Below are 26,267 nucleotides of genomic sequence, written 5' to 3'. Positions count from 1 at the left end.
ACAATCACCTTATTTTGTAGCTTTTTAATACGATGTGATAGTAAAAAGCCCCTACAAAAAAGAGGCTTCCCATAAAACTTGCAATCATCTCAACACTAAGTCCAATATCATAAAGCAGACCAATGATAAATGAAATGAGAGCGCTAAAGCCAAGAAAAATCATATCGTTATATGCAATCACTCGGCCATAAAATTCTTTTTTGCAGTTTTGCTGAAGCATCGTATAGGTGTAGCTCCAAAGACTTGATGTGCAAAATCCAGCGAAGATAATGCCAATAAGCGATAGATAAAAATTCCAAAGCGATAAAGCCCAAATAATGATACCAAGGCCTTGACCGATATATACGAAAATAAGCGTGTTTTTATTTATAAATTTACTAAGTATGGCTGGAGCAAACATAAGCGAAATGGACCTTGAGGTATTTAATAGTCCTATAATTAGCGATGTCGATAGTAAATTTGCATATTTGTAATCAGCCAAAAGCGCGATCAATGCGTCATAAGCGGTAATTCCAACAAAGGCGTGCAAGAATATAAGATGCACGATAAGCCTGTTTTCTTTTAAATACACAAGGCCATTTTTTAGCATTTTTAGTGGTTTTTCTATAAATTCTGGCTTTAGACCTTGTAAATTTAAAAAATATAAAAATCCAAAGCTAAAAATGTATAGTATGCCATCAAGCAAAAATGCGCTTTTAATACCAAAAAAGTGTATGTAAACTCCAGCAAGCCCCATGCCAGCAGTGTATGAGACCGCCCAGATGATAGAGTGGATCTCGTTTGCGAGTTTGAGATTTTCTTTGCTTAAAATTTTTGGCAGTAAGCTCATCTCTACTTGAAAATACATTCCGCCAGTGCCATTTCTAACAAAAATGATGAGTAAAAGTAGCCATAAAAAATCAAGTGAGTTTATAAAAAGAAGCATAAAAACGCTTATCGTCTCAACTGCCATCATGATGACAAGCATTGGTTTTGGGCTAAATTTATCAACTAAAATTCCACTAAATGGAGCTATGACAACACCTGGGATAAATGCCATCGCTGCACTTAGTGTGATCGCCCAAACAGGAGCGTCAAGCTTGATAAGAAGGGTAAAGATACCTGTGTGCGAAAACCATACGCCAAAATAGCATATAAGCTGAATGATGCTTAAGAGGCGAAAATTTTTCTCTTCTTTTAAAAGTTTAAGATATTCTTTCAACTTATTGATTCCACATTAGCGTTATTTGCTCTATCTTTGTTTCTTCTGGTATATTGTTTAGGCTTGTTACCTCTTTGGCAAGTGGATTTTTTAGTGTGATTAACATATCGTGGCTATCTATTTTTAGATAGATATTGTTTTTTTCACTACTAAATTTAGAAATAACAAGAGAATTTTTTATATCTTTGAAATTTGATTTAAGACTGATATTTTCTGGAGTTTTAAACTCGTTTGAGTAAATTTCAATGCTTGTGATAATGCCATTTAGCAAGGTGTATTCAAAAATTCTTTCATTTTTGTTTGTTACGATGTAGCTGTTTTCTTTTTTTGTGTTATCCCGTTTTATGTTTTTTGAGCCATAAATTTTTATCACATCTCTATTTGCTGATTCGTTTGTCAGCTCTGCAAAAAATCCTTTACCAAAGAGATTTTTTTGATCTTTATCTTTTTTATATCGTCCGCTTATGTGAGCATTTTTACAAATTTTATCGTTTGCCACTAGAAAAATTGCATTATTTATTCTGTGTATGCTTAGAGCAATGCCTTTTTCATCTAAAAGGTAAAAAATTCCTTTGTCGTAAAGTAGCTCCGAACTAAACTCGCAAAGTGGCGAGCCATTTTTTAATGATGAATAAAAACTTATTTTTGCACCATTTTTACTTGGTACGATTACGATGTCTAAAAAGTTATCTTTGTTTTTAAATTTATAAAATTTAGCAAAAAAACTATCTTTGTAAGCTTTATTTACCGGCTCGAAATTATAAATTTGAGCTAGCACGCCAACTCGCTTATTTTTCTTATCATCAAGCTGAAGAAGTGAGTTTTTATTTGGTGCAAAGTAGCTAAGATTGCCATTTTCATCTTTTAAAATGATCGCACTATCATCAACATCAAATGTGCCATTTTTTTCAACCAAGCTTACTTCTTTATCCATAGTAAGCATTGTTTTTGTGTAGGTTTTGTCTTTATTTAGCGTAATGATGGTTTTTATGCCTTCACAGTTTGGGCAAGGCAAAATAGTGTGAAAACTACTATAAATTGAGTTTGGAAGTATTAGCTTTTCTGGCTTTTTGGGTGTATTTGCCTGAACTAGTGGTTTGTCTTCTTTTACTGTATTTTGTGTGCTTTGTTTTGGCTCTAAATTTTCATTTTTTGCGCAGCCAAGGATGAAAAATGAGATAAGTATGGCAAAAAGATATTTCATTTGCAACTCCTTAAAAATTGCAAAATTATATCATTTTGCCTTTAAAATTTATTTTACGCGTTTAAAGATGTATTTATCTTTTAGCTCGCCAGTGACCTCTTTTTGATCCATATCTAGCATTTTTAGGTTCTCGCCCTCTATTTTATAAAAGCTCTTTTCTTTATACTCATCAATCGTTGTTATCACACCATTTTCGATTGAGTATTTGCCTTTACTAACGGCTTTGTAGTTGTCTTTTGACTTGTAGTTCATCACACTTTCAAATGTGCCGTCCTTTTTTAGTATAAGGGTTGAGTCTATACCCATGCAGCTAGCGCAAGGCAAAAATGCTTTATAAGTGCCCTCGATGCTGTTAATTGGAGCTTCGCAGCTACTTTTTACTTCACATTTGCCTTGTGGGACGTTTGTGTTTTGGCTAGATGATGCACAACCTGCCAAAAGTAGAGCCGCACTTAGTGCAAATATAAAATTTTTCATGCTAATCCTTTTTGAAAATAAAATTTAAAATGTATTATAATACTTAAGAAAATAACAAATTATAAATTAAAGGAGTAAAAATGCAAATCGAAGCATTTGGCGTTTTAGTCGTAGTTCTGGTTATCTTTGCGTTCTTGTTTTTAAAGGCTGGTATCAAGATCGTCTCACAAGCTGATAATCTACTCATCGAGCGACTTGGTAAATTCCATAAAGTGCTTGATGGCGGATTTCACATAATTATCCCATTTGTCGATCAAATAAGAGCGATAATCACCGTAAAAGAGCAGCTTGTAGACATCACAAAACAGCAAGTCATCACAAAAGATAACGTTAATATAAGCGTCGATGGCATCGTCTTTTTAAAGGTCTTTGATGCAAAAATGGCGGTTTATAATGTAGATAACTACAAGCGTGCCATTGCAAATTTAGCCATGACTACGCTTCGTGGCGAGATAGGCGCGATGAATCTTGACGATACGCTAAGCTCACGTGACCGCCTAAATGCCGCACTTCAAGTGGCTCTTGGCGACGCTGCTGGCAACTGGGGCGTAAAGATCATGCGCGTAGAAATTTCTGAAATTTCTGTTCCGCTTGGCATCGAAGAGGCGATGAATATGCAGATGAAAGCTGAGCGTGAAAAACGAGCCATCGAGCTAAAAGCCTTGGCTGAAAAAGAGGCTTTAATACGCAACGCTGAGGCGCTAAAACAAGAAAAAGTGCTTCAAGCAGAGGCAATAGAGCGTATGGCTGATGCAAAAAAATACGAGCAAATAGCCATTGCAACGGCTCAAAAAGAGGCTATGGATATGATAAATGATAGTATGAGCAAAAACGCAAATGCGGCTGAATTTTTGCTCGCGCGCGATAGAGTTGGGGCATTTAGTGAGCTAGCTAAAAATAGTTCAAAAGATAAAATTTTAGTCCCTTATGAAGCGACTGAGCTTATTGGCTCTCTTAGTGTTTTGAAAAATTTTCTAGCTAAGGATAAGGCGTGATCAGCCCTTTTATAATGATAGCAATCGGTGTGGTTTTGTGCATCACCGAGTTTATCTTTTTTTCATTTTATTTGCTATTTTTTGGTATAGCTTTTATCGTAGTTGGAGCTATAAATTTTGGTTTTAGTTTTGCTTGGAGCTATCAAATTTTAATTACAGCAGCGATTGCGGTCGTGCTCCTTGTGCTTTTAAAAGCGCCGTTAAAGAGTAAATTTATGTCCAGAAAAGAGAGCTTTAACGAGGAATTTTTAGACGAAGCTGGAGTTGGCGAGATCAGAGAAAATATGGTCTATTTCAAAGGCACACTTTGGAAATACGATGGAAATTTAGCTAACGGAGAGAAGGTGACGATTCTTGGCACCAAAGGCGACAAGGTGATATTAAAATAAAAGTGCCTTTTGGCACTTTTATTAATATTTATGCATCATTTGGTGGTCATGTGTATGGCCACCATTTTGCATACCGCCGTGGTGTTCGCAACTTCCTTTATCTTTTGCCATGTTTTGGTGGTGAGGGCAGCCACATCCTGCGTGTCCAGCTTCGTTTGGCTTTGGCTCATTTTTAGCACAACCAACTAAAAATAACCCGCAAATAACGGCAAATATCACCTTTTTCATAACTCGCTCCTTTAAAGAATTTCTCACATTTTAGCCTTTAAAAATTAATTTTTCATAACGCCTGATTTATCATATTTAAAAGCATTTTTGGCTAAACTCTCGCCCAAAAATAAGCAAAATAAAAGGTTAAATTTGAAAAGACTTAGTGTAAATGAAGCCATCGATCTTATAGAAAATGCACCGCTTTACGAGCTTGGCAAGATGGCGCTAGCTAGAAAAAAAGAGTTTCATCCAGAAGGCATTACGACCTTTATCGTAGATCGCAACATCAACTATACAAATGTCTGCTGGGTGGATTGTAAATTTTGCGCATTTTACCGCCACGCAAAAGAAGAAGACGCTTATGTGCTAAGTTTTGAGGAGATCGGCAAGAAGATCGAGGAGCTAATCGCCATTGGCGGTACGCAAATTTTATTTCAAGGTGGCGTTCATCCAAAGCTAAAGATCGAGTGGTACGAGGAGCTTGTAAGCTACATCAGCAAGCACTATCCAAGCATCACGATACATGGCTTTTCTGCCGTTGAGATCGACTACATCGCAAGAGTTTCAAAAATTTCTACAAAAGAGGTCTTAAGACGCCTAAACGAAAAGGGCTTATACTCGATGCCAGGGGCTGGAGCGGAGATTTTAAGCGATAGAGTGCGTGACATCATCGCCCCTAAAAAGTGCGACACCGCAGACTGGCTTCGCATACACAAAGAGGCGCACGAGCTTGGCATGAAGACGACTGCTACTATGATGTTTGGCACGGTTGAGAGCACTCGTGAGATCGTCGAGCACTGGGAGCACATCAGAAATTTACAAGATGAAACGGCTGGATTTAGGGCATTTATACTTTGGAGCTTTCAAGGGCTAAATACAAAGCTCATGCAAGAATTCCCTGAGATAAAAAAGCAAAGCTCAAACGTCTATCTAAGGCTTCTTGCGGTTTCAAGGCTCTTTTTGGATAACTTTAAAAATATCCAAAGCAGCTGGGTTACACAGGGCAGCTACGTTGGTCAGCTAGCGCTTCTTTTTGGCGCAAACGACCTTGGCAGCACAATGATGGAAGAAAATGTTGTAAAGGCCGCAGGAGCGAGCTTTAGGATGAATCAAGATCAGATGATCGAGCTTATAAAAGATGTCGGAGAAATTCCAGCTAAGCGCAACACAAACTACGATATTTTGGAGAAATTTTAGATGAAAATTTTAGATATCAATGTAAAAAATATAAAAATTCCAGTCGTTTTTGAAAGCTCAAAAGCGATGCCAGTAGTGAGCCTAAAACTAGTTTTCAAAGCAGCTGGTAGCTCACAAAACGGCAAACTAGCAGGCCTAGCTAGACTAAGTGCAAATTTACTAAACGAAGGCGATATGAAGCTAGGCTCGGCTAAATTTGCTAAAGAGCTTGAAGTAAGGGCTATTAGCCTAAATGCAAGCTGCGGCTTTGAGACCTTTTGCATCGATCTAAACTGCCTAAAAGAGCACTTTGCCTTTGCGTGCGGCAAGCTAAAAGAGCTCTTGAGTGCTCCAAATTTGACAGATGAGATCCTAAATAGGTGCAAAACCGTCACACTTGGCGAGATCGCAGCAAATGAAAACGACTTTGACTACGTGGCAAGGCAAGGGCTTTTTGAGATTTTATACCCAAAAAGCGTGCTAGCTCTGCCAAGTATCGGCACGAAAAAGAGCATTAAAGCTATAACGCTTGAAGACGTGAGGAAATTTTTAAACGAGCACTTAGACCTTTCAAATTTGCTTTGCGTGCTAGGTGGCGACATCGATGAGAAGCAGACAAAAGAACTGGCTAAGGTTTTAGAAATTTTAGAGCCTGGCAAGGTGCGAAAGCTAGAGTGTTTTAGTCCAAGCAACAAGTGCGAAACCAGCGAGATCATCAGGCAAAGCGAGCAGGCCTACATCTACTTTGGCGCGCCATTTTATGTAAAGCCAGAGGAGAAATACAAGGCCGCAGTGGCGACATTTATCCTGGGCGAGGGCGGCTTTGGCTCGAGGCTCATGGAGGAGATCCGCGTGAAAAGAGGGCTTGCATATAGCGCCTACGCTAGAAATTTGCTAAATCTCTCTTACAGCCAGCTATACGGCTACATGCAGACAAAAAATGAGAAAAAAGATGAGGCTATCGCCGTTATAAAAGAGGAAATTTTAAAATTTAGTAAAAAAGGCGTTAGCAAGGCCGAGCTTGAGCAAGCGAAGAAATTTTTACTTGGCTCGTTGCCACTTAGGCTAGAGACGCTATTTAAACGCCTTGATATCGCGCAGGGCGAGTTTTATGAGCATGGCGAGCTTGGGGCATTTTTAAAAGATCTGGATAAAATTTCAGCCCTTTCACTAAGCGAGCTAAATAGCTTCATAAAAGCCCACGCAGAGATCAATCAGCTAAGTTTTTGCGTCCTAAAAAATGAAATTTGAAGCAAGCGATAGGGCAAAACTTCTAAAAATAGGCGTGCTTAGCCTACTTGACCTTGCTCTTGTGCTACCAAAGGGCTTTGAGGATACGACGATCGCTAAGAGCCCAAGAGAAGGGCAGATCTGCATAAATGTAAAGATCACCTCGCTCGCCTCGCGCCCTGGCATGTTAACGGCGCTTGCCTTTTGCGGGCAGTGGCAAAGTAGCGTAAAGATCGTCATTTTTAACGCAAAGTCTTGGCACTACGGCGCTTTTAAGGTGGGCAAGGAGATGGCTATATATGGGCTTTGCTCCTACGCCTTTAGCTCGTGGCAGATCGTAAATCCAAAAATCACCACAAAAATAGGCCAGATAGTGCCTAAATTTAAGACTGAGCTAAAAGATGATGAAGTCAAAAAACTCGTTTTAAAATATATAAATTTACAAAATTTATTAGCCGAAGGCTTAAATGAAAAAGAGGCTAAATTTCTGGCTGATCTGCAAAGGCTAGATGAGCAAAGTGTACAAATTTTATACCGCCTAAAAAATGATGGCGAGGGCGTGGAGATCTTAAAATTTGTAGAAATTTTTAACTACATAAAAAAGCTAAGTGCCAAAAAAATCTACTTTAAAAGCCCAAAAATCAAGCTTTTTGATATAAGTTCTTGGCTTAAAAGCTTACCATTTACTCCGACAAATGACCAGCTAAATGCGATAAACGACATCAGAGACGACCTTGGTGCTGTGCAGGCAAAAAGGCGCGTCATAATGGGCGATGTGGGAAGTGGCAAGACGCTAGTGATCCTAGCAGCTGCTCTTAGCGTCTATCCGCAAAGTGCCATTTTGATGGCGCCAACAAGCATCTTAAGCGAGCAAATTTATAACGAAGCAAAGAGGCTACTGCCCGCTTTTATGAATGTGATGCTGGTGCGAAGCGGGGAGAAAAAGATAGACTTTAGCGGAGTAAATTTGATCATCGGCACGCATGCGCTGCTCTTTCACGAGCTGCCAAACTCACCACTTGTTATGGTTGATGAGCAGCACCGCTTTGGCTCAAATCAGCGCAAAAAGATAGAGGAGCTTGCCTCAAGCGAGGACAAGCGAGCAAATTTTGTGCAGTTTTCAGCCACGCCAATACCAAGGACGCTCAGTCTTATTCAGTCATCGATCGTAAATTTTAGCTTTTTAAAGCAGATGCCGTTTAAGAAAAATATAACGAGCCAAATTTTAGGCGCTAGCGAGTTTGGCTTTTTGCTAACTCACATCAAAAATCAGCTTGAAGGTGGCTTTCAAGTAGCCATCATCTATCCTCTAGTTGAAAGTAGTGAGAGCTCAAACTACCAAAGTCTAAGCGAGGCACAAGGTTTTTGGCTAAAGAATTTCAAAAATGTCTTTGTCACGCACGGCAAGGATAAAGAAAAAGAAGAAATTTTAAGGCGGTTTAGAGAAGAGGGCGAGATTTTACTCTCAACAACCGTTGTTGAGGTGGGGATCTCGCTACCAAGGCTAAATACGATAGTGATCGTAGGGGCTGAGCGGCTCGGCCTTGCCACGCTTCATCAGCTGCGAGGCAGGGTGGGGCGAAACGGTGGCGATGGATACTGCTTTTTGTTTACCAAGCTAAAAGAGACGCCTGCTAGGTTAAAAGAATTTTGTGCGACAAATGACGGCTTTAGGGTGGCCGAGCTTGATCTTAAAAACCGCCAAAGCGGTGACATACTAAACGGCTTTGTACAGCATGGAGCGACATTTAACTTCTACGACTACGAGGATGATATCACACAGGCTGCAAAGGCTAGAGTGGCAGCGCTTGCTAAAAATAACGCCTAGTTGCTTTAAATTTTTGATTTAATTTTGTTAGCTTTAAATTTTTAGTGGAGTAAAATTTAATAAAATTATTTTCCTACTCTACGTTCTTTGCATATATTCTCGCATGGCATACCGTCATGATCGCGGTCAAAGCCACTGCGTCCACACTCTTTTAGATAGTGATATGCTTCTTCACAGCTCTTCATCTCTTTGCAATAGCGTTTAGAACAATCAAATTTATCCGCCGCGTTTGCCATCAATGCAAGAAATAAAATCAAAGCTACTTTTTTCATTTTTACTCCAAAGGCAGTATGTGTGAAATAACAAAAAGTACAAAAAGTGCTTTCAAAAGAATTTATCCTTTTGAAAGCAGATAAATTTAAAGAGGATATGTTAGGCAACACTCTCTTTGCACTTCGTCGATGTAGCTGACATTTAGATCGAGTCCATAAAGTTTACTTAAATTTTCACTTCTGATGATCTCATCAACCGTGCCAAATCCAACCTCGCCATCACCTTTTACAAGTGCCACATATCCGCCAAGAAGCACGGCAAAGTCAGGGTTGTGAGTGGTTAGCACGACCGAGTAGCCAAGCTCTTTTAGCCATTTGACGGTGCGTAGGAATTTATACTGGTTGCCAAAATCAAGCGCGCTCGTTGGCTCGTCAAATATGATCATCTTTGGCTGCGCAGCCATCGCACGAGCGATCATACACATCTGCTTTTGACCGCCACTCATCTGCGTGATGAAGCGATCTTCAAGATACTCGATCTCAAGCTTTTTGGTGTAAATTCTAGCGATCTCCTCGTCCTCTTTGCTAGGTCTTGCAAAGATGCCAAGGTGCGCCGCGCGTCCCATCGTTATGAACTCAAGTCCGGTGTAGTCATACTCTGTAACCTCGCTTTGAGCGACATACGCCATGATCTTAGCGCGCTCTTTGTTGCTTAGGCTATCTACGTTTTTGCCATCAAGAAAGATCTCGCCAGAAACTGGCTTTAGCGAGCCGCTTATTAGCCCAAGAGTTGTTGATTTGCCAGCTCCATTTCGACCAAGAATGGTTAAAATTTCTCCTGCGCCTATCTTTAAATTTACATTTTCTAGTTTGCCAGCCCCATTTGGGTAGCTAAAGTTTAAATTTCTAACTTCAAGCATCATGCAACCTTTTTATTTCGCCATAAAACCCAGACGAAAAATACCGTGCCGATAAAGCCAGTAAGTACGCCAAGAGGCACTTCGCTCACGCTTATGCTGCGCGCTAAGGTATCGACAAATAGCAAAAATATCGCACCCATAAATATGCTTGCAGGCATGCTTTTTATGTTATTTGCGCCAACTAGCATGCGCGCTAAGTGAGGCATGAGAAGTCCCACCCAAGCGACTATGCCGCTTATGCAGACGCTGCATGCTGTTAGAAGCGTAGCGCAGATGATGATGACAGCGCGCTCAAATGAGACATTTACGCCAAGTCTTGCCGCACTCTCGTCGCCAAGAGAGAGTAAATTTATACGCCAGCTCATGGCGATAAGTAAAATGGCGCAGATGATCATCACTGGAGCTATGTATTTTAAGTTGTCACTATCAAGCTTTGCAAGGCTACCAAGCTGCCAATAAACAATGTCAGGTAGCTTTGTCTCAGGATCTGCGACATACTTTAAAAAGCCGATCACTGAGCCCATGAGACCACTTACGATGATACCAGAAAGAACTAACATAAGCGTGCTCGTGCGACCCATCATCTTTGGTATGGCTAGCGTGATAGCAACGGCTGCTAGGCCAAAGCCAAAGGCAAAAGCCTGCACCCAAAATAGCGATAGATCAAAGATGATAGCAGTGGCTGCTCCCACACAAGCACCAGCTGAGACGCCTAGAAGATCAGGACTAACTAGCTGGTTTTTAAAGACGCCTTGATAGGCTGCACCACTCACGCTAAGAGCAGCTCCAACAAGGATGGCTGCGATGATGCGCGGGATGCGTAAATTTTCTATCACGTTTGTGATGTTGCTAGCTGCGCCATCTCCAAAACCAAAGCTGTGAGCTAGCACGCTAAAGACGTCGTTAAAAGGTATGTAAAATCTACCAACGCCAAGTGCGACAAAGGCGCAAAGAAGCGTTAGTAGAGCTAAAAAGATAACAACTATTGAAAAATTTGCGTTTTTCATATCTTACTTGCTGCTACCGTCTGGATTCAGACCTTTTAGGATATAGCCGTACTCTGTATCGCTAAGATCGTGATTTAAGAACTCTTTATAAAACTCTTTTGTTTTTACTTTCATATCGACATCTTTAAATAGATCTGGTTGGATAGTCTTTGCTGCCCATAAAATTTGAAGCACGTTTTCAGCGCCATATCTATCCCAGCTAAATACACCTTTTGGGTTGCCATAAACTTTGCCGTTTTTAACAGCATTTGAGCCAGAGAATGCAGGGTGCTCTTTTATCTTTTTGATCTGTGCGTCTGTGTCATTGCCGCCAACGATGATGATATCAGGATTTGCGTTGATGATCTCTTCAGCGCTAACTTCGATCATTGAACCCTCAGTATTGATAGCATTTACACCGCCACCTAGCTTGATCCAAGTGTTTTGGATAGTGTTTGTACCATCAACTTTTAGCAAATTCGCTCCGCCAAGAAGGTGAAGTACTTTTGGACGTTTAGCGTCAGGGATGTTTTTTGTTCTTGCTGTTACAAACTCAGAGTTATCGTGGATTTTATTAGCAAGCTTTTCAGCTTTTTTTCTAGCATCATCAGTGCCTATGACTTCAGCTGTTGCGTAGATGCTTTTCTCCATATCTGGATAGTCTCTAAAGATCAAATTTACCGCGCTAAAGCCATTTTTGATAAGTTCATCTTGAAAATTTTTGTTATACACTATGATAACGTCAGGTGCAAGTTTAACAAGCTCTTCGATCTGAAGGTCTTTGCCGTTTAGTGCAGCTGGTAAATTTTTAAGTCTTGGATAGACGTGCTCAAACCACTTGTTGTTTTTGATCAGATCAGTTGTGGCTACAACCTTATCCATACCGCCAAGTGCTAGGATGATCTCGTTGTTTGCATTCCATAATGCAGCGATCTTCTCAACCTTCTCAGGCACGCTTACTTTGACACCTTTCATATCTGTGATGCTTCTAGCAGACTCAGCTGCGCTTAGGCTAAGAGCCGCAAAAAGTGAAGCAACAAGGCTAAATTTGGTTACTTTATGCATAAAATTTGTTTGCATATTTTTTCCTTTATTTTTGAAGTATAAACATGTATATTAATAATATTTATATTAATTCTATGTAAATTTTGCATATACATTATGAAAAATTTACATATTATTGTAAATTCTTATAAAACTAATGGGATAAATTCTCTCCTTTTATTGACATATGTCATTATTTGCTTTTTTAAAATGAGATAAACTTCGCCTTAAAATTTTTAAAAAAAGGAGAATCAATGCGTGAATACAAAAAGTATTGGCTAGCACTTGTTGCAGTACTAGTAATTTGCTTTAGTATTTTAGGCTACTACGGCGTTGAGGTTTATAGAAGCTCGCCACCAGTTGTAAATTTTACAGATGAGAATGGCAATGTCGTGATCGACAAAGAGAGCATCTATAAAGGTCAAGAGGCCTGGCAAAGCATAGGAGGTATGCAAGTTGGCTCTGTTTGGGGACACGGTGCATATCAAGCACCTGATTGGAGTGCGGACTGGCTTCACAAAGAGTTAGTTATATTTTTAGAGTTAAAAGCAGATGAAATTTACCACTCAAAATATGCTGACTTAAATGATGAGCAAAAGGCAAATCTAAAAGTTCTACTTAAAAAAGAGTACCGAGAAAATGGCGTAAAAGACGATAAGATCGTACTTAGTAGTGATAGATTAAAGGCTATTAAGCAAGTAAGCCAAGAGTATTCATCACTTTTTGGAAATGACCCTAAGTTTAAATCTTTAAGAGAAGCTTATGCGATGAAAGAAAATACTCTTCCAAATGCTTCTGATAGAGATGATCTTAATAACTTTTTCTTCTGGTCAGCCTGGGCAACCGCAGCAAACAGACCTAACAGCGATGCTACATACACAAACAACTGGCCACATGAGCCACTAATCGATAATGTACCAACAAGCGAAAATATCTTTTGGTCAATCGCAAGCGTTGTAATACTTATTGCTGGTATTGGATTTCTTGTTTGGTTTAGCTCTTTTTATGGCAAAAAAGATGATGAAAAATTAGAAGTTATTAGCGAAGATCCGCTTAGTAAATTAAGCCTAACTCCATCTCAAAAAGCTCTTAAAAAATATCTTTTTGTAACTTTGGCTCTTTTTGCATTCCAAATTTTAATAGGTGGCTTTACAGCTCACTATACGGTCGAAGGACAAGAATTTTACGGTATAAACTTATCAGCCTATATTCCTTATTCACTTGCTAGAACATGGCACATTCAGGCTAGTATCTTCTGGATTGCGACAGGATTTTTAGCAGGCGGTCTTTTCCTAGCACCTATTATAAATGGCGGTAAAGATCCAAAATTCCAAAAGCTTGGCGTAGATTTATTATTTTACGCACTACTAATCCTTGTGGTTGGCAGTTTTGCTGGCGAGTATTTAGCGATTGCAAATATTATGCCTATAAATTTAAGCTTCTGGTTTGGACACCAAGGATATGAATATATCGAGCTTGGACGTGTTTGGCAGATTATTTTATTTGTTGGTCTTGTTATTTGGATGCTACTTTTACTTCGTGGATTTATCGGCGGATTTAAGAACAAAGGTGACAAAAATTTACTTGCTATCTTTGCAGCTTCAGCTGTTGCAGTTGGATTATTTTACGGAGCAGGATTATTTTACAGTCAAAGAAGTCCACTTCCAGTGATGGAATACTGGCGCTGGTGGGTTGTACACCTTTGGGTTGAAGGCTTTTTTGAGGTATTTGCTACCGCTTCACTTGCTTTTGTGTTTGTTAGTCTTGGTCTTGTTTCAAAGAGATTTGCTACGTTTTCAACACTTGCGAGTGCATCACTTTTCCTAGTAGGCGGAATTCCAGGAACTTTCCACCACTTATATTTTGCTGGTACTACAACACCTATAATGGCAGTTGGCGCTAGTTTCTCAGCACTTGAGGTAGTTCCTCTTGTATTGCTTGGTGCTGAAGCTTATGAACACTACAGACTTCAGTTTGCTCAAACTTGGGCTAAGACATTAAAATGGCCACTTTACTGCTTTATCGCAGTTGCTTTCTGGAATATGTTAGGTGCTGGTGTATTTGGATTTTTAATCAATCCTCCGATTTCACTATTTTATATCCAAGGCCTAAATACGACTCCAGTTCACGGACATGCTGCGCTATTTGGTGTTTATGGATTTTTAGCACTTGGATTTGTTTGGCTAGTAGCTACTTATCTATTCAAAGGTCAAGAATTTGACGAGAAGCTTATGAAAGTAGGCTTTTGGGGCTTAAATATAGGCCTTATGCTAATGATCGTGCTTTCACTACTTCCAATAGGAATTTATCAAGCATTTGCAAGCCTAGAGCATGGTATGTGGTATGCAAGAAGCGCTGAGCTTTTACAACAATCACACTTGCAAAATTTAAGATGGGTAAGAATGATTGGCGATACGATTTTAATAATCGGTGGAATCAGCTTCCTTGCACAACTTCTAAAATTTATGCTTAATAAAAAATCTTAAAACTAAAGGGGTACTTTGCCCCTTTATTAAGCTATCTTTTCATAAAATAACGCAAATTTAAAAGGAAAGAAATGATTACATTTTTTAAAAGAATTTGCGTTATTTTTATCGTACTCTTACACTCTTTTTTAGCTCTTGTAGTTGATTATTCATTTCCACACTATGCAAATGTACAAATCACAGGTGGCGATGTCAAACGTATGGACAAAGATGGTATCATCGACGCTAAAAATCCGGCAGATGGCCCTACCAGAGATGTTTATTTTATCTACACTAAAGATTCTAATAATTCAAATAAAGTCATGGCTTATAGAAATGAAGATACTGCATGGGGATTTCCGTTTTATTTTAAATTTAACTCAGCTGATGTACAAGCCAAAGCTCAAGGCTTTGCAAATAGCGATAAAAACGTAACTGTAAAATATTATGGATATAGAATTTCTATGCTTCAAGAGTTTAGAAATGTCATCTCACTAAAAGAAAGCGGTACTGATACTAGTTGGCCTGTAGCTAGCTATGTATTTTACTTTATCTTGTTTATCTCGCTAATAATTTGGACAAGAAAGATAAATAAGGCCTTTAGACCAAAAGCTAGTGAAAATTTAGAGAAATAGATAGTATTTGTTTTAGCTATTTGATATTTTAAAAATAAAAAAGAGAGCTTTATCTCTCTTTTTTATTTAAAAATTTCTGACGCTATCAAGTATTTTTAGCTCGTTTGCTCTGTTGTATTATTTGTCACATTCATCTACGTTTTTCCAGCTTGTAAAGTAAAATTCCACATCTTGATGTTTGCAATTATTTTTAAGAAAATCACCCATTTTTTTATGGTAGCCTTGCCATTCATCAGTTGTGACCTAGTTTAGTTCGCCAAGATCTTCTTAAAATGGCTTGCAGGGAAGCCTTCTTGTATCTAGATCTATTTTACGCAAGGATATCTCTATTCTATTTTTGAAACTTTAAAGCCATTTGCTGGCGTATTAGCTTTTGTAGTAGGATTTTTAGATTTCAGAAAGAAATTTTATAGTGAATCAGCATAAATTTTAGGGGCAAAGCTGCCCCTGTTTTTAGTAAAGACCGAAAGTTCCGTCTGTTCTTTTGTAGATCACGCGCATTTTTGCGTCAACATCGTTAAATACGTAAAATTGTTTATCGCTTGATTTTAGTTTCTCAAGTGCTTCTTCGACTTCAAGTGGTTTATAGATTTCAAGTTCCATAGGCACTATCTCCTCGACACCCTCTATCTTTTCTTCACCTATTCTTGAGCGAAATTCTTTGTCGTCAGCCTTGCCTTTAACAGTAAATTTCTTATCATGCTCTCTTCTTAAAACTTTTGATGCTTTTTCGATAGCAAGATCGATCGCAGCGTAAAGATCTTTATCTTTTTGGCGAACGACTATTGTATCTTTATGGGCCATATTTAGAGAAAATTCTGCATTAAAGCCTTTTTTTCCTTGTTTTTCATCGGCTGCTACAACACATCTTGCTGAGATGATGTCGAGATTGTATTTGCTAAGCGTATCAAAAGCGTCTTGGATATAGTTTTTGATTGGCTCTGTTAGCTCAAATTGTTTTCCTACAATGCTTATGTTCATCGTAATCTCCTTTATAGAAAGTAAGATGATTATAACACGCTAAAACTAAAAACAAATTAAACTAAAATCTTTATAAAATTTTAAAGTTTCTGAAGAGTTCGTTTGTGAAAATTTATAGGATTTGGCGTTTTTTTATCTTTTGATGTTACAAAAACATCAAAGATCATGTTGCCAGTACTTGCGACTCCGTTTGTTCCTGGCATGATGGTCGGTGGAGTGCACATGCCGATATCGCCAAAGTAAATTATTTTTACTTTAAAGTCGAACATATCGTTAAATTCTCCATCTACTTTATCTAGGCATTTGTTTGAGAAATCGGTTCTAAAAATTTCAAACATTGCATACTCTGCTGCTGCTTGAGCAACGAGTTGTGCTTGCTCTCTTAGATAAATTTCACTGCTTTGTCTAGCTGATGTGCTAGCTATCGAAAGGGCAAGAGTGCTGATAGAAGCTGCTACAACTAGAAAAAATATCGCTGCTATTAACGTAAATCCTTTTCTCATTAATAAACCGCCTTTGACTTGCAAATGGTTATTTCTGATTTTTCTGCTTTAAGGCAGAGCTTTAGCGCGATGACTCCATTTTTTTCTGTAAAGACAAATCTTGTTACATGTTTAGCTAGTGTCGCACTTTCGGCTTTGATAGCCTTTGTAGATGTTGAGCTAAATTTTTTAAAGCTTTCATTTAGCCATGGCCTATAGTTGTAGTAAATTTTAAGGTCAAAAGAGCCGTTTTGTACATCCTCGGCACTTTGCTCAGCTGGTGCTATGGCAATGGCTGTGTAAGCTAGCTTATACTGCTCTGAAATTTTTTTATTTTTAAAATCACTTGAAATTTTAAGCGTGTCGATTGATTGTATGCCTACTTTTGCGATGTCTAAGTGCCTTTGGTCTAAATTTTCTTGATAGCCAAAGCTGCTACCAACTCTATAAAGTATGCTAGAAAATATCGCCACTAAACCACCATTTTCATTATCGGCGTTTATGCACCTAGAGCCGCTATTTACATCTTCTTCATTGCTATCATTTTCGCAGGTCAAGTCCATTACGCCGTTTCTAAAAGCGTCATTAAATTTGCTTCCAGGACTTTTCAATCCATTTGCAATAGAGCTATTTGCAAGATCTACATATCCACTATATATACCTTCTTCAAAGATGGGATCTCCGTTAGTATCATCTCCTTTATATTCGTTGATGCCATCAAATAGCTCATAAGCAGCTGGGATAAATTCTAAAATTTCAAAGTCGCTACTTAAATTTACACCACTATCATTTAGAGCTAGGTAATCTCCATTTTTTTTCCTAGCGATAACGCTTTGTTTGATTCTGTGGCTAAGTAGCATTGAAATTTGTTCTAGAGCGATTTCGCTTTGTGTTTCTAGTTCGTTTATTACTTTGCTTTGAAAATAGTTTTGATATAAATTCATAAGCGTATTAAAGCTCATAAGTGAGATAACGCCAAGTACGGTGATGACTATTATTAGCTCAATTAATGTAAAAGCTTTTTTTGTTTTTTTCATTTCCATTCTTTTACACTTAGAGTGCTGCTTTCACCTATGTTAAAGGCATATCCATAAAGTACGCTTTTGCTCTCTTTTGTGGTTTTCATAGTTGTATCTAGCTTTATCTGTAAAACGTCACTATCATTTAAAGGAGTGCTAACTACAAATTTATCAGCTCCATTTGTTATGGTTGGAGTCGTTTCTGTGTCTATAATAAAGTCGCGTTTAGTAGTGCTAGCAGTTGGTGAGATGGATTTTTGGGTATTGAAATTTTTGATAGATTTTACTTTAAAATTTACGCTTTTGATTGATTCTGGAAGCTTTGAATCACTAGGCCTTGCGGCACATGCAGATGAATTGTGTACCGGATATGCAAGTATCCTATGACCTTCACCTTTTACTCCACTTTTTTCATAAAAATCCGGATTTGCTCCTTGCTCACAGATAATAAGAGGAAAAATTATAGCCTCTTGAGTAGTTATAGATGATGGCATGGTATTTTTACCTGCTATTAAGACTTGATCACTAAATGGTGCTTTTAATATTAATGACATATAAGTTTTAGCATTCATTAGTCCTTCTTGCATTAAGGATTGCTCGCTTAAATTTGAAGTAGTTCTTACTGCTAGTGGCAAGCTTGCACTTACTATGGCTACTACAAGCACTGACAAGATAAGCTCTATCAATGAAAAGCCGCCCCTTTTTACCACTCTATTCTCCTGTTTGTCTTATCGCTTATATCTAGGTTATTATCACTATTTGATTTTACTCCTATAAAACCTCCAACTGCGCCGCTTGTCTTATCCTCTATATTATTGCTCTTTAGGACTTTACCAGCCCATTCGCCATTTGGTACTAGAAAATTTAGATTGAAATTATTTGTTTCGGTTTTCTCATCAAATTCACTATAAAGAAGCCAGCTAGGTGCTCTCATTTTAGCCACATCAGTAACCGCTGAAGGGTTTCTTATAAAAATTATTTGCTCACCATTACTTATGCTGCTTACATCATTTCTTAAAACAGTGCCGCTGTAAGTGTTTGTAAAGCTAAAGTCGTGATAGTTAAGTACTCCTGCGCTATGTTTTGGATTGGTGGCCCAAAATGGTGCAGCTGGAAAGTCTTGCCACAGTTTGCCATTATCTTTCATATAGATATTTTTATTGCATCCATCGCAGTAGGCACCATAATAAATTTTGGCATAAAAGCCACTATAAAGCCCTTCATAAAATGGTGCATAAACCCTACCAAAGTAAAATTTTGCTGTCGTTTCTGTTGCTGGTTTTTCATATTTTTTTACTGTATCGGTGCTGTCTGACATACCGCTAAAACTAAAATCATTACTTGAAATAGTAAAAGGATTTTTAGCATGATTTACTTTTCTTTCAAAATTAAAATATACTTCACCTTTGCCTACGCCATTTACAAAAGTATTTTTCTCTACATAAAATGTTGATTTTGTGGCACTTGGATCTATTGCTTTTCTAGTGTTTGAGCCAGGAATTTCAAAAAATAAAATTTCTTCATTTGCTTTTGCTAATGTGCCGGCATTACCATCATTATCTGTAAAATTTAAAGGAACTCTGTCTAGTTTTATATCAAAGTTCATATTCTTTGCATAGCAATCTTCATTATAAAGTTTTGCAGGGTCATCGTTAAACAACCTAGCAGTTACTTCAAAGTCAAGCTTTGCTTTTTGTATGCCTTCATTATCAAGGTATGTTATATCGCTATCTTTTGTTATCTTTAACTTGCTTATTTGTATATCTTTTGGCCTAAATAGATAATCTCTATTACCTTCTAGCTTTATATTGCATCCGATCCTTCCTTCTTGAGCAGTATCTTGTGATGGATCGTTGCTAATTGAGTTTTTTACACAATCATCAGCTCTTGATGGCGCATGTTGATCAGTTATTGTATAGTCTTTGTCTAATACATAAAAATATGTATCGCCTATATCTGAGTAAGAAAAGCCAACAGGTCCACTTGATGTGTGACGGAAAATTTTACCCAACGCTTTATTTGGATCGTTAAAATCTACGCTTAGTTTGTTCTCGCTCTCTATAATGCTAGGATCGCAAGTCGCACTATATGCTGGTACAAGTTTTATCTCTCCATTTGAGCCACTTATGTTATTTATATAGCCATTTGCTAAGTCACTATCAAGAGGTTTCATAGCTGCAAGAGCAATGTTATTATAAACTTTGCCGCCTATTAAAACATTGTTATTATTGATCGTATTCTTGTCAGTATCCCATAGCCTAAAGTGACTTGGTCTTATGGCAAAATCATCTAATTTTTCGCATTCAACCTTTGTAGTATTTGTCACTGGATCAAGATGAGAAATTCTAAATTTTACGCTTTTATAGGCTCTGTCAATACTAATGCCTGATAACAAAATATCAGTTACGCCATTAAATGTTATATCTTGTTCATATAAATTTGTTGGAGCACTGCAAGACTCGACCAACTCTACTTTTACATCTACTGGGGCATCTGGTACTTTTTTGTTGCCATCTGTATCATAGTTCGTGATATAGACATTAAATGGCGTAGAAACGATTTTAGTTAGAAGTCTATTTTTAAATTTATCTTTAAAAGCTGCCGAGCCATCGTCTTGTCTATTACTTGCGACGAAATTATTTGGACTGGTACTAACACCTAAAGTAATGTTGTAGTTTTGATTACTACATCTTCTTATATATGTGTCATAGGGCTGTAAATTTATATCAGCATTTGCGACCATGGCTTTGTAACTATTTGTCTCAAATTTAGACTTAAGGGTCGTTTCATATATGGCATAAGCGTAGTTGCCTTGATGAATTAGCATTTCTCCACCCTTATTTGCAGCCGCACCTTGTCCTAAATAAAAAGTTAAGTCATTTCCGCTTAATTGCTGCAAGCCTGTGTTGTCGCTATAGTGTACCTGTCCTGACATAGTAAGCAGATCACTAGGTCCTTGTGATGCTTTATCTGCGTATATGTAAGTTGAGTTTGGATTATAAATTTGGCTTGGATATATTGTAGCTTTTAACGCAAAGTCTTGGGCAGCTTCATTAGTATTGTTTGTAACTTCAACGAAAGTTTTTAAAATAGTATTTGCTGGCACTACTGTTGGGGTATTTTCTTGCACCTTTGTAAAAGTACTATCGCTAGGTTTTTTTGCATAAATATATTCCATATAGCAAACATCTGGTTTATATATACGGGTAGAAAAGCCTACCATGGCCAAATTTATACGGTCAGCGCTTACAACATTAGCACTGCCTGAATTTTTAATCGTTGTAACTGTAAATTTTATATCTGCTTCTTTTTGGGAATGTGACATTTTGTCTGATATATCAAATATATCTAAGTCTGCTTGAGAGTGAAATTTTTTGCCTGGATTTATAGGTTGTCCAAATTTTGTCATGGTTGAGTTAAATTGATCACCTTTTGCATTGTATTTGCTGGTTATACTCAGATAGCTACCTTCGTTTTCTATTTCAATATTCTCACCTTTTGTTTCTGGCTTTCCGCCAAAAGAAAACATTGTAAGCGTAGCATTTATATCGCCTGCTTTTGGTGTATAGATATTTTCAAATTTTACATCTACGGTTGAGCTCTTTACAGTACCAAATGGATCGCTTGACTTCATCCAGTCTGCTGCAAGCCTTTCTAGTCCATCAAATATACTAACAAGCTTTGGCTCTATATTGTTTGCTGCAGCGGTTTTATCATCAAAGTCATAAATGATGACTAAACTCCAAGCCGCAAATTGTGGTGCGATGGATTGTATCCAGTAACCATTTTGCCCTTGAACTGGTGAGAATAGTAGCGTGCCGTATGTTTTTTTTAGTTTTCTATTAGTAGAGTTGTTTACCTTATATATGCCATCATTTGGGTCTATAAATTCATCACTAAAGGGAATCGTAGTTGATCTGATATTGCCAGCATAAAATGTCCTATCTGACTCACTAGTACCAAGAGAATCTCTAACTATATCTGTTACATCAGCACTTGCTACATATTGGTAGTTTATTCCAGCCTTTACATAGTAGCTATTAGACTCGTTTTGATTGTATGATTCAAGAGTCATTGATTTTGGTTTATACTCACTAAATGAGCCAAACCAAAAGATGTCTTTTGGATCAGCATCTATTGTGATTACATTTTTTCCAGGAGCTTTAAAATCAATCCTACTATATCCTTTTATGTAATTTAGAGCATTTGTATATAAATTTGTTTTAATGGCCCAGTTTTGATAAAGAGAGCCACCCCAATAAAGCCTGGCATAGACTACGTTTTTGCCCTTTAAATTATTTTGTATAAAGGTATTTTTCTCACTAAAATCAAATGTGGAAGAGGATGAATTTTTACAATAAGGATGCTTGCTAGGATTATAAATATATGTTGTTTGGCAAAGTGTGTAATTGCTAGACGAAAAATTACCAGTATTTAAAAATATTCTATCGGCTGTAGATGATGTTTTTGTTACGTTAGATGGATCTGGAACAAAATTATATCCAGTGTATTGTGGAATCATAATAGTAGCACCAATGGTAGCTATATCGCCATTTACTCTGGTATTTAGATTGCCATTTATTGATCTTTGTCTTAAGCCTTTAGAGTGATCATCCCACATACCAATTAATGGTTCATACCCCCACGGAGAAGATTGTCTTGCATAAATGTGATAATGATCTTGTGCTACACCGGAAACAAAGTTGTTAGTATCTATCGTCCAAGTTCTATCAGATTTTCTTATACAATGTGGGATATTTTTAGAAGAGTTGTCTTGGTACTCTTCAGCGTCTATAAAGCAAGAATAATTTGCTCCACTACAACCAATAGATGCTGCTTCTGCTGTAGTACAAGCTCTGGGTGCACAAAAACCAAACGTGACAATAAGACAGAGTAAGTATACTATCTTCACAACAAATCCTCTAAATAACAATAAAAAATCTCTCCTTAGATTTTCTAAAAGCTTTTAGCTACTATTTTTGTATAAAATTTTCTATCATTTCAGCTTGCCCGTACTGAGGATATTTGGCAATGTCTAAAACGACTTGAGATAAGGTCATATTATCCATATTGCAAACGATAGGAGCTATAAAATTTACAGTTGATTTTTCAAGCGGGAGTGCAACAACGATAATGTTATAAATTCTAAGTTGAGAGCTTTCTTTAATCTCCATAAGATCTTCATAATAGTTTGGAATATCGAATTCGTAGCTTCTTAATGCAAAAGGATTTATCATTGTAAAAGATGTCTCATCATCTTTGCTTGCTAGCTTAACAAAAAATTTATCAAGTTCAATTAACTCCATCGTCTTAATATGCTCAAAGCCTAAAATAGGGCTTTTAACACTAAAAATCATACTAACTCCTATTTTGTAAAGTTGCCGTATTTTATCATAGTTTTAAAAAATTTATACAAAAATAATAGCAAAAAATGTAGAATACGAGGATTTAAACTTTTTAAGGAAAAGCATGAAAAGATTTTCTAAATTTCTAGCAGTTGTAGCTCTTTTGGGGCTTTTTAGTGGTTGTGCTGAAAAATATACCGAGCTTTACAATCTAACTCCTGATGAGTGGTATGCTCAGGTTATCGCTGATATAAAAGACGGTGATCTTGAAGCGGCCGATAAACACTATGTTTCAATGGCAAGCGAACACGTAGCAAGCCCACTTTTGGAGCAAATTTTACTTATCCTTGCCCAAGCTCACGCAAATGATGAAGAGTATCTTATGGCAAATCACTATCTTGACGAGTATATCAAAAGATATGGCGACAACGGCCCAAAAACAGAATTTGCTCAGTATCTAAAGATAAAAGCAAATTTTGACTCATTTACTCAGCCAAACCGTAACCAAAAGCTTATGGAAGATAGCGTAACAGAGATCGAGAAATTTCTTTATATGTATCCAAATACTGAATATAAGCCACTTATTGAGACTATGCTTATTAAATTCAAACTCGCGCTTTACTTCCTAGATATGCAAATAGCTGATCTTTACAATAGGACTGGTCGTGATGTTTCGGCTAAAATTTACGAGCAAAAGCTTGAAGAGTCGCCGTTTAGAAACTCAGATCTTATCAAACCTGACGTGGCATGGTATAGAAAACTGTTTGAATAGGAGAAATTTTGCAAATAAACGAAAATAAAGGCTTCCCAACTGAAATTCCTATTGTCGTTGAGGACGAGCTATTTTTATATCCATTTATGATAACTCCGCTTTTTTTAAGTGATGATGAAAATTTAAAGGCACTTGAACTCGCCATACAAGAAGAGACTCCGATCCTTGTGGTGCCTACAAAGCCTCAGCAAGACGGTGCTAGAGACTTTGATGGTATCTATGATGCTGGCGTTATCGGCACGATAATGCGCCGTGTGCCACTACCCGATGGACGCGTAAAAGTACTATTTCAGGGCATCGACAAAGGTAAAATTTTAAAACAATCAGGCATAAATCCGCTCCGTGGAATTGTCGATATGCTCCACGTCAAGCGCCCATCGCAGGTGAAAACTGACGCTCTTATCGTAGTTTTAAGAGAAAAAGTAAGAGAGCTTTCGCAGTTTAGCCACTTTTTTCCGCCTGATCTTTTAAAGACGGTAGAAGAGAGCGCTGAAGCGATCAGGGTTTGTGACCTAGTTTCAAGTGCACTTCGCCTAAAAAAACAGATCGCTTATAGCTTTTTTGTCGAGGAAAATTTAGAGCAACGCCTACTAAAGCTCATCGACTACGTTATCGAAGAAATTGAGGCAAATAAACTTCAAAAAGAGATAAAAAATAAAGTCCATTCAAAGATCGATAAGACAAATAAAGAGTACTTTTTAAAAGAGCAGCTAAAGCAAATTCAAGCTGAGCTTGGAGCGGATACGAGCCGTGAAGAGGAGCTTGAAGAGTACCGCAAAAAGCTTGATGCGAAGAAGAAATTTATGGCTGAGGACGCCTACAAAGAGATCAAAAAACAAATAGACAAACTTTCTCGCATGCACCCAGACTCAGCTGACGCAAACACCTTGCAAAGCTACCTTGACTGGGTACTTGAGATACCATTTGAAAATGTAGCTAAGAAAAAGTCATCCATCAGCGAAGTGAGCAAGCATCTAAATGCCGATCACTACAGCTTGGAGAAGCCAAAAGAGCGCATCGAGGAGTATTTTGCTTTGCGTGAGCTTTTGGAGCTTAGAGGCGTTGGCGAAAAGGTAAATAATGGCGCTATTTTATGCTTTGCAGGCCCTCCAGGCGTGGGTAAAACCAGCCTTGCAAACTCGATCGCAAAAGCACTAAAGCGTGAGCTAGTTAGGATCGCACTTGGTGGACTTGAGGACGTAAACGAGCTAAGAGGCCACCGCCGCACCTACATAGGCGCCATGCCAGGGCGTATCGTGCAAGGGCTCATAGAAGCCAAGCAGATGAATCCAGTAGTAGTTCTTGACGAGATCGATAAAGTTGGCAGAAGCTACAGAGGTGATCCGACTGCTGTTTTACTTGAAATTTTAGATCCTGAGCAAAATAATAAATTTAGAGATTACTACTTAAATTTCAACATGGATCTTAGCAAGATCATCTTCATCGCTACAGCAAATGACGTGAGCATGATACCAGCCGCACTTCGCGACAGGATGGAGTTTATCGAGCTTAGCTCATACACACCACAAGAAAAATTTGAGATCGCTAAAAAATATCTATTGCCTCAGGAGCTTAAAAAGCACGGGCTAAAACCAAGTGATGTAAGTATCAGCAAAGAGGCGCTTGAGCTAATCATCAGCGACTACACAAGAGAGAGTGGCGTGCGAAATTTACGCCGCAGGATCGCTGATATATTAAGAAAAGTCGCCAAAAATATCCTCACTAAAAAAAATGAGGGCAAGATCAGCGTCACGGCTAAAAATTTGAAAGAATTTTTAGAGAAAAAGGTCTATGAGATCGAGCCGGCAGATAAAAAAGATCAGATCGGTCTAGTAAATGGCCTTGCGTGGACGAGTGTCGGTGGCGACGTGCTAAGGATCGAGGCTATCAGGATCCAAGGCAAAGGCAGCATGCAGATCACCGGTCAGCTAGGCGACGTGATGAAAGAGAGCGCTCATATCGCATTTAGCGTGGTAAAAGTGCTGATCGATAACAAAAAACTAAAAGTACCAATGGCTATCGTGCCAAAACTAGATGATGACAAGCGTAAGCTCGAAGCTAGCGATGTTTATAGGCGCTATGATCTTCACTTGCACGTACCAGAGGGTGCTGTACCAAAAGATGGCCCAAGTGCTGGCATCACGATGGCAACCGCGATCGCATCTATACTAACCGACACAAAGGTAAGACACGACATAGCAATGACTGGTGAGATTACGCTAACTGGCAGAGTGTTGCCGATCGGTGGTCTAAAAGAGAAGCTCATCGCTGCCCACAAAGCCGGTATCAAAACAGCTCTGATACCTCGTAAAAACTATGACCGCGACCTTATCGATATCCCAGCTGAGGTAAAAGCTGATATGAAGATCATCGCTGTAGATACGATCGATGATGTGCTAAAAAATGCTCTTGTAGCTAAAAAATAATCTTTCCCTAGTCCTAAGTGAGATTAGGGCTAGGGAAATTTATAAATTTTGATGATCATAAAATCCAAGCAAAAAGCCATATAACGCATAAAAGCAATTAATAATTTAAACATTATAAGCACATGCAGCACAGCAGAGAAAAATAAATTTTAAAATTTTATAAACGAGTGATTTTGGCTCTAAAATTTGAACTAAGCGGTAAGCGAATTTAGATTTTAGTTCTTGCGAGTGAATGAAATTTTAAAATTTGTAAAGATGATTGATTAAATT

23 protein-coding genes are annotated in these 26,267 nt (G+C 38.0%); 9 read left to right on the top strand and 14 right to left on the bottom strand.

All coding sequences use genetic code 11. The features are described from left to right. Positions 1-4: 4 nt before the first annotated feature. The 3 genes from CYP51_RS01160 to CYP51_RS01150 are packed head-to-tail and all read right to left on the bottom strand — an operon-like array spanning position 5 to position 2,882. Positions 5-1,201 (bottom strand): MFS transporter, encoded by a 1,197-nt coding sequence (locus CYP51_RS01160; RefSeq protein WP_103624055.1) that lies wholly within the window; start codon positions 1,199-1,201, stop codon positions 5-7. Position 1,202: 1 nt separating this feature from the next. Continuing rightward, positions 1,203-2,405 (bottom strand): copper resistance protein NlpE, encoded by a 1,203-nt coding sequence (locus CYP51_RS01155; protein WP_103624054.1) that lies wholly within the window; start codon positions 2,403-2,405, stop codon positions 1,203-1,205. A gap of 48 nt (positions 2,406-2,453) precedes the next feature. Continuing rightward, complete coding sequence (locus CYP51_RS01150; protein WP_084108484.1) at positions 2,454-2,882, bottom strand: copper resistance protein NlpE; 429 nt, start codon at positions 2,880-2,882, stop codon at positions 2,454-2,456. 80 nt (positions 2,883-2,962) lie between these two features. Here CYP51_RS01150 and CYP51_RS01145 point away from each other — a divergent pair, with 80 nt between their 5' ends. Together CYP51_RS01145 and CYP51_RS01140 are read left to right on the top strand one after the other, a co-directional pair. Continuing rightward, complete coding sequence (locus CYP51_RS01145) at positions 2,963-3,877, top strand: SPFH domain-containing protein (protein ID WP_054196349.1); 915 nt, start codon at positions 2,963-2,965, stop codon at positions 3,875-3,877. Further along, entirely contained in the window at positions 3,874-4,266 is a 393-nt protein-coding gene (locus tag CYP51_RS01140; protein ID WP_103624053.1) for an NfeD family protein, read from the top strand. The genes CYP51_RS01145 and CYP51_RS01140 overlap by 4 nt, the downstream gene beginning before the upstream one ends. A gap of 21 nt (positions 4,267-4,287) precedes the next feature. Here the strand turns inward: CYP51_RS01140 and CYP51_RS01135 are convergent, their stop codons facing one another. Continuing rightward, the gene (locus CYP51_RS01135; RefSeq protein WP_103624052.1) at positions 4,288-4,494 is read right to left on the bottom strand and encodes a hypothetical protein; all 207 of its coding nucleotides are present in this window, start codon (positions 4,492-4,494) and stop codon (positions 4,288-4,290) included. A 132-nt stretch (positions 4,495-4,626) separates the two neighbouring features. Here CYP51_RS01135 and CYP51_RS01130 point away from each other — a divergent pair, with 132 nt between their 5' ends. Genes CYP51_RS01130 through recG form a run of 3 tightly spaced genes read left to right on the top strand, consistent with a single transcriptional unit; the run spans position 4,627 to position 8,710 of the window. After that, positions 4,627-5,673, top strand: coding sequence for a dehypoxanthine futalosine cyclase (locus CYP51_RS01130; RefSeq protein WP_103576760.1), 1,047 nt, complete (start codon positions 4,627-4,629; stop codon positions 5,671-5,673). Then, positions 5,674-6,903 carry a M16 family metallopeptidase gene (locus tag CYP51_RS01125; RefSeq protein ID WP_103624051.1) on the top strand — a complete coding sequence of 410 codons (1,230 nt, stop codon included), beginning with the start codon at positions 5,674-5,676 and terminating at the stop codon, positions 6,901-6,903. Next, on the top strand, positions 6,893-8,710 hold the full coding sequence (recG, locus tag CYP51_RS01120; protein WP_103624050.1) for an ATP-dependent DNA helicase RecG: 1,818 nt from the start codon (positions 6,893-6,895) through the stop codon (positions 8,708-8,710). Before CYP51_RS01125 ends, recG begins: the two co-directional genes overlap by 11 nt. Positions 8,711-8,775: 65 nt before the next feature. On the opposite strand, the gene CYP51_RS01115 is transcribed toward recG, so the two are convergent. From CYP51_RS01115 to CYP51_RS01100, 4 genes are all read right to left on the bottom strand, one after another. Beyond that, a complete protein-coding gene (locus tag CYP51_RS01115) occupies positions 8,776-8,982 on the bottom strand; it encodes an excalibur calcium-binding domain-containing protein (RefSeq protein ID WP_103624049.1) in 207 nt (68 codons plus the stop codon). Positions 8,983-9,068: 86 nt separating this feature from the next. Then, a complete protein-coding gene (locus CYP51_RS01110; RefSeq protein ID WP_103624048.1) occupies positions 9,069-9,842 on the bottom strand; it encodes an ABC transporter ATP-binding protein in 774 nt (257 codons plus the stop codon). Next, the gene (locus CYP51_RS01105) at positions 9,842-10,849 is read right to left on the bottom strand and encodes a FecCD family ABC transporter permease (RefSeq protein ID WP_021084752.1); all 1,008 of its coding nucleotides are present in this window, start codon (positions 10,847-10,849) and stop codon (positions 9,842-9,844) included. The genes CYP51_RS01110 and CYP51_RS01105 overlap by 1 nt, the downstream gene beginning before the upstream one ends. 3 nt (positions 10,850-10,852) lie before the next feature. Continuing rightward, positions 10,853-11,908 (bottom strand): ABC transporter substrate-binding protein, encoded by a 1,056-nt coding sequence (locus CYP51_RS01100; protein WP_103624047.1) that lies wholly within the window; start codon positions 11,906-11,908, stop codon positions 10,853-10,855. Positions 11,909-12,126: 218 nt separating this feature from the next. On the opposite strand from CYP51_RS01100, the gene CYP51_RS01095 reads away from it, so the two are divergent. Continuing rightward, entirely contained in the window at positions 12,127-14,358 is a 2,232-nt protein-coding gene (locus tag CYP51_RS01095; RefSeq protein WP_103624046.1) for a nitric-oxide reductase large subunit, read from the top strand. Positions 14,359-14,429: 71 nt separating this feature from the next. Next, a complete protein-coding gene (locus CYP51_RS01090; protein WP_103624045.1) occupies positions 14,430-14,972 on the top strand; it encodes a DUF1523 family protein in 543 nt (180 codons plus the stop codon). A gap of 453 nt (positions 14,973-15,425) precedes the next feature. Here the strand turns inward: CYP51_RS01090 and hpf are convergent, their stop codons facing one another. From hpf to fliW, 6 genes are all read right to left on the bottom strand, one after another. Beyond that, positions 15,426-15,953 (bottom strand): ribosome hibernation-promoting factor, HPF/YfiA family, encoded by a 528-nt coding sequence (hpf, locus tag CYP51_RS01085; protein ID WP_103624044.1) that lies wholly within the window; start codon positions 15,951-15,953, stop codon positions 15,426-15,428. Between the two features lie 80 nt (positions 15,954-16,033). Continuing rightward, on the bottom strand, positions 16,034-16,456 hold the full coding sequence (locus tag CYP51_RS01080) for a hypothetical protein (RefSeq protein WP_103624043.1): 423 nt from the start codon (positions 16,454-16,456) through the stop codon (positions 16,034-16,036). Next, positions 16,456-17,472, bottom strand: coding sequence for a type II secretion system protein (locus CYP51_RS01075; RefSeq protein ID WP_258032757.1), 1,017 nt, complete (start codon positions 17,470-17,472; stop codon positions 16,456-16,458). The genes CYP51_RS01080 and CYP51_RS01075 overlap by 1 nt, the downstream gene beginning before the upstream one ends. Beyond that, on the bottom strand, positions 17,469-18,164 hold the full coding sequence (locus CYP51_RS01070; protein WP_103624041.1) for a type II secretion system protein: 696 nt from the start codon (positions 18,162-18,164) through the stop codon (positions 17,469-17,471). The genes CYP51_RS01075 and CYP51_RS01070 overlap by 4 nt, the downstream gene beginning before the upstream one ends. Further along, entirely contained in the window at positions 18,158-22,366 is a 4,209-nt protein-coding gene (locus CYP51_RS01065; RefSeq protein ID WP_141089675.1) for a hypothetical protein, read from the bottom strand. The genes CYP51_RS01070 and CYP51_RS01065 overlap by 7 nt, the downstream gene beginning before the upstream one ends. A 61-nt stretch (positions 22,367-22,427) precedes the next feature. Beyond that, the gene (fliW, locus tag CYP51_RS01060; protein WP_085657594.1) at positions 22,428-22,811 is read right to left on the bottom strand and encodes a flagellar assembly protein FliW; all 384 of its coding nucleotides are present in this window, start codon (positions 22,809-22,811) and stop codon (positions 22,428-22,430) included. A 112-nt stretch (positions 22,812-22,923) separates the two neighbouring features. Between fliW and CYP51_RS01055 the strand changes: the two genes are divergently transcribed. Continuing rightward, positions 22,924-23,571: an outer membrane protein assembly factor BamD gene (locus CYP51_RS01055; RefSeq protein ID WP_072594822.1), complete on the top strand. Its 648-nt coding sequence runs from the start codon at positions 22,924-22,926 to the stop codon at positions 23,569-23,571. An 8-nt stretch (positions 23,572-23,579) separates the two neighbouring features. Then, on the top strand, positions 23,580-25,997 hold the full coding sequence (gene lon / locus CYP51_RS01050) for an endopeptidase La (protein WP_103624039.1): 2,418 nt from the start codon (positions 23,580-23,582) through the stop codon (positions 25,995-25,997). Positions 25,998-26,267: the final 270 nt, after the last annotated feature.

Origin of the sequence: Campylobacter concisus, from assembly GCF_002912895.1 — a bacterium.
In the GTDB taxonomy this organism is placed as follows: domain Bacteria; phylum Campylobacterota; class Campylobacteria; order Campylobacterales; family Campylobacteraceae; genus Campylobacter_A; species Campylobacter_A concisus_G.
Note: the sequence above shows the minus strand (reverse complement) of the source record. Positions and strands in the feature narration are given on the sequence as shown.

What these genes read in the sequence shown, in the direction of transcription:
- CYP51_RS01095 (WP_103624046.1), top strand. Translation starts at nt 12,127, where the DNA reads ATGCGTGAATACAAAAAGTATTGGCTAGCACTTGTTGCAGTACTAGTA.
- CYP51_RS01155 (WP_103624054.1), bottom strand. Translation starts at nt 2,405, where the DNA reads ATGAAATATCTTTTTGCCATACTTATCTCATTTTTCATCCTTGGCTGC.
- CYP51_RS01090 (WP_103624045.1), top strand. Translation starts at nt 14,430, where the DNA reads ATGATTACATTTTTTAAAAGAATTTGCGTTATTTTTATCGTACTCTTA.
- CYP51_RS01145 (WP_054196349.1), top strand. Translation starts at nt 2,963, where the DNA reads ATGCAAATCGAAGCATTTGGCGTTTTAGTCGTAGTTCTGGTTATCTTT.
- CYP51_RS01105 (WP_021084752.1), bottom strand. Translation starts at nt 10,849, where the DNA reads ATGAAAAACGCAAATTTTTCAATAGTTGTTATCTTTTTAGCTCTACTA.
- CYP51_RS01135 (WP_103624052.1), bottom strand. Translation starts at nt 4,494, where the DNA reads ATGAAAAAGGTGATATTTGCCGTTATTTGCGGGTTATTTTTAGTTGGT.
- CYP51_RS01115 (WP_103624049.1), bottom strand. Translation starts at nt 8,982, where the DNA reads ATGAAAAAAGTAGCTTTGATTTTATTTCTTGCATTGATGGCAAACGCG.
- fliW (WP_085657594.1), bottom strand. Translation starts at nt 22,811, where the DNA reads ATGATTTTTAGTGTTAAAAGCCCTATTTTAGGCTTTGAGCATATTAAG.
- CYP51_RS01080 (WP_103624043.1), bottom strand. Translation starts at nt 16,456, where the DNA reads ATGAGAAAAGGATTTACGTTAATAGCAGCGATATTTTTTCTAGTTGTA.
- recG (WP_103624050.1), top strand. Translation starts at nt 6,893, where the DNA reads ATGAAATTTGAAGCAAGCGATAGGGCAAAACTTCTAAAAATAGGCGTG.
- CYP51_RS01055 (WP_072594822.1), top strand. Translation starts at nt 22,924, where the DNA reads ATGAAAAGATTTTCTAAATTTCTAGCAGTTGTAGCTCTTTTGGGGCTT.
- hpf (WP_103624044.1), bottom strand. Translation starts at nt 15,953, where the DNA reads ATGAACATAAGCATTGTAGGAAAACAATTTGAGCTAACAGAGCCAATC.
- CYP51_RS01110 (WP_103624048.1), bottom strand. Translation starts at nt 9,842, where the DNA reads ATGCTTGAAGTTAGAAATTTAAACTTTAGCTACCCAAATGGGGCTGGC.
- CYP51_RS01075 (WP_258032757.1), bottom strand. Translation starts at nt 17,472, where the DNA reads ATGAAAAAAACAAAAAAAGCTTTTACATTAATTGAGCTAATAATAGTC.
- CYP51_RS01125 (WP_103624051.1), top strand. Translation starts at nt 5,674, where the DNA reads ATGAAAATTTTAGATATCAATGTAAAAAATATAAAAATTCCAGTCGTT.
- CYP51_RS01100 (WP_103624047.1), bottom strand. Translation starts at nt 11,908, where the DNA reads ATGCAAACAAATTTTATGCATAAAGTAACCAAATTTAGCCTTGTTGCT.
- CYP51_RS01150 (WP_084108484.1), bottom strand. Translation starts at nt 2,882, where the DNA reads ATGAAAAATTTTATATTTGCACTAAGTGCGGCTCTACTTTTGGCAGGT.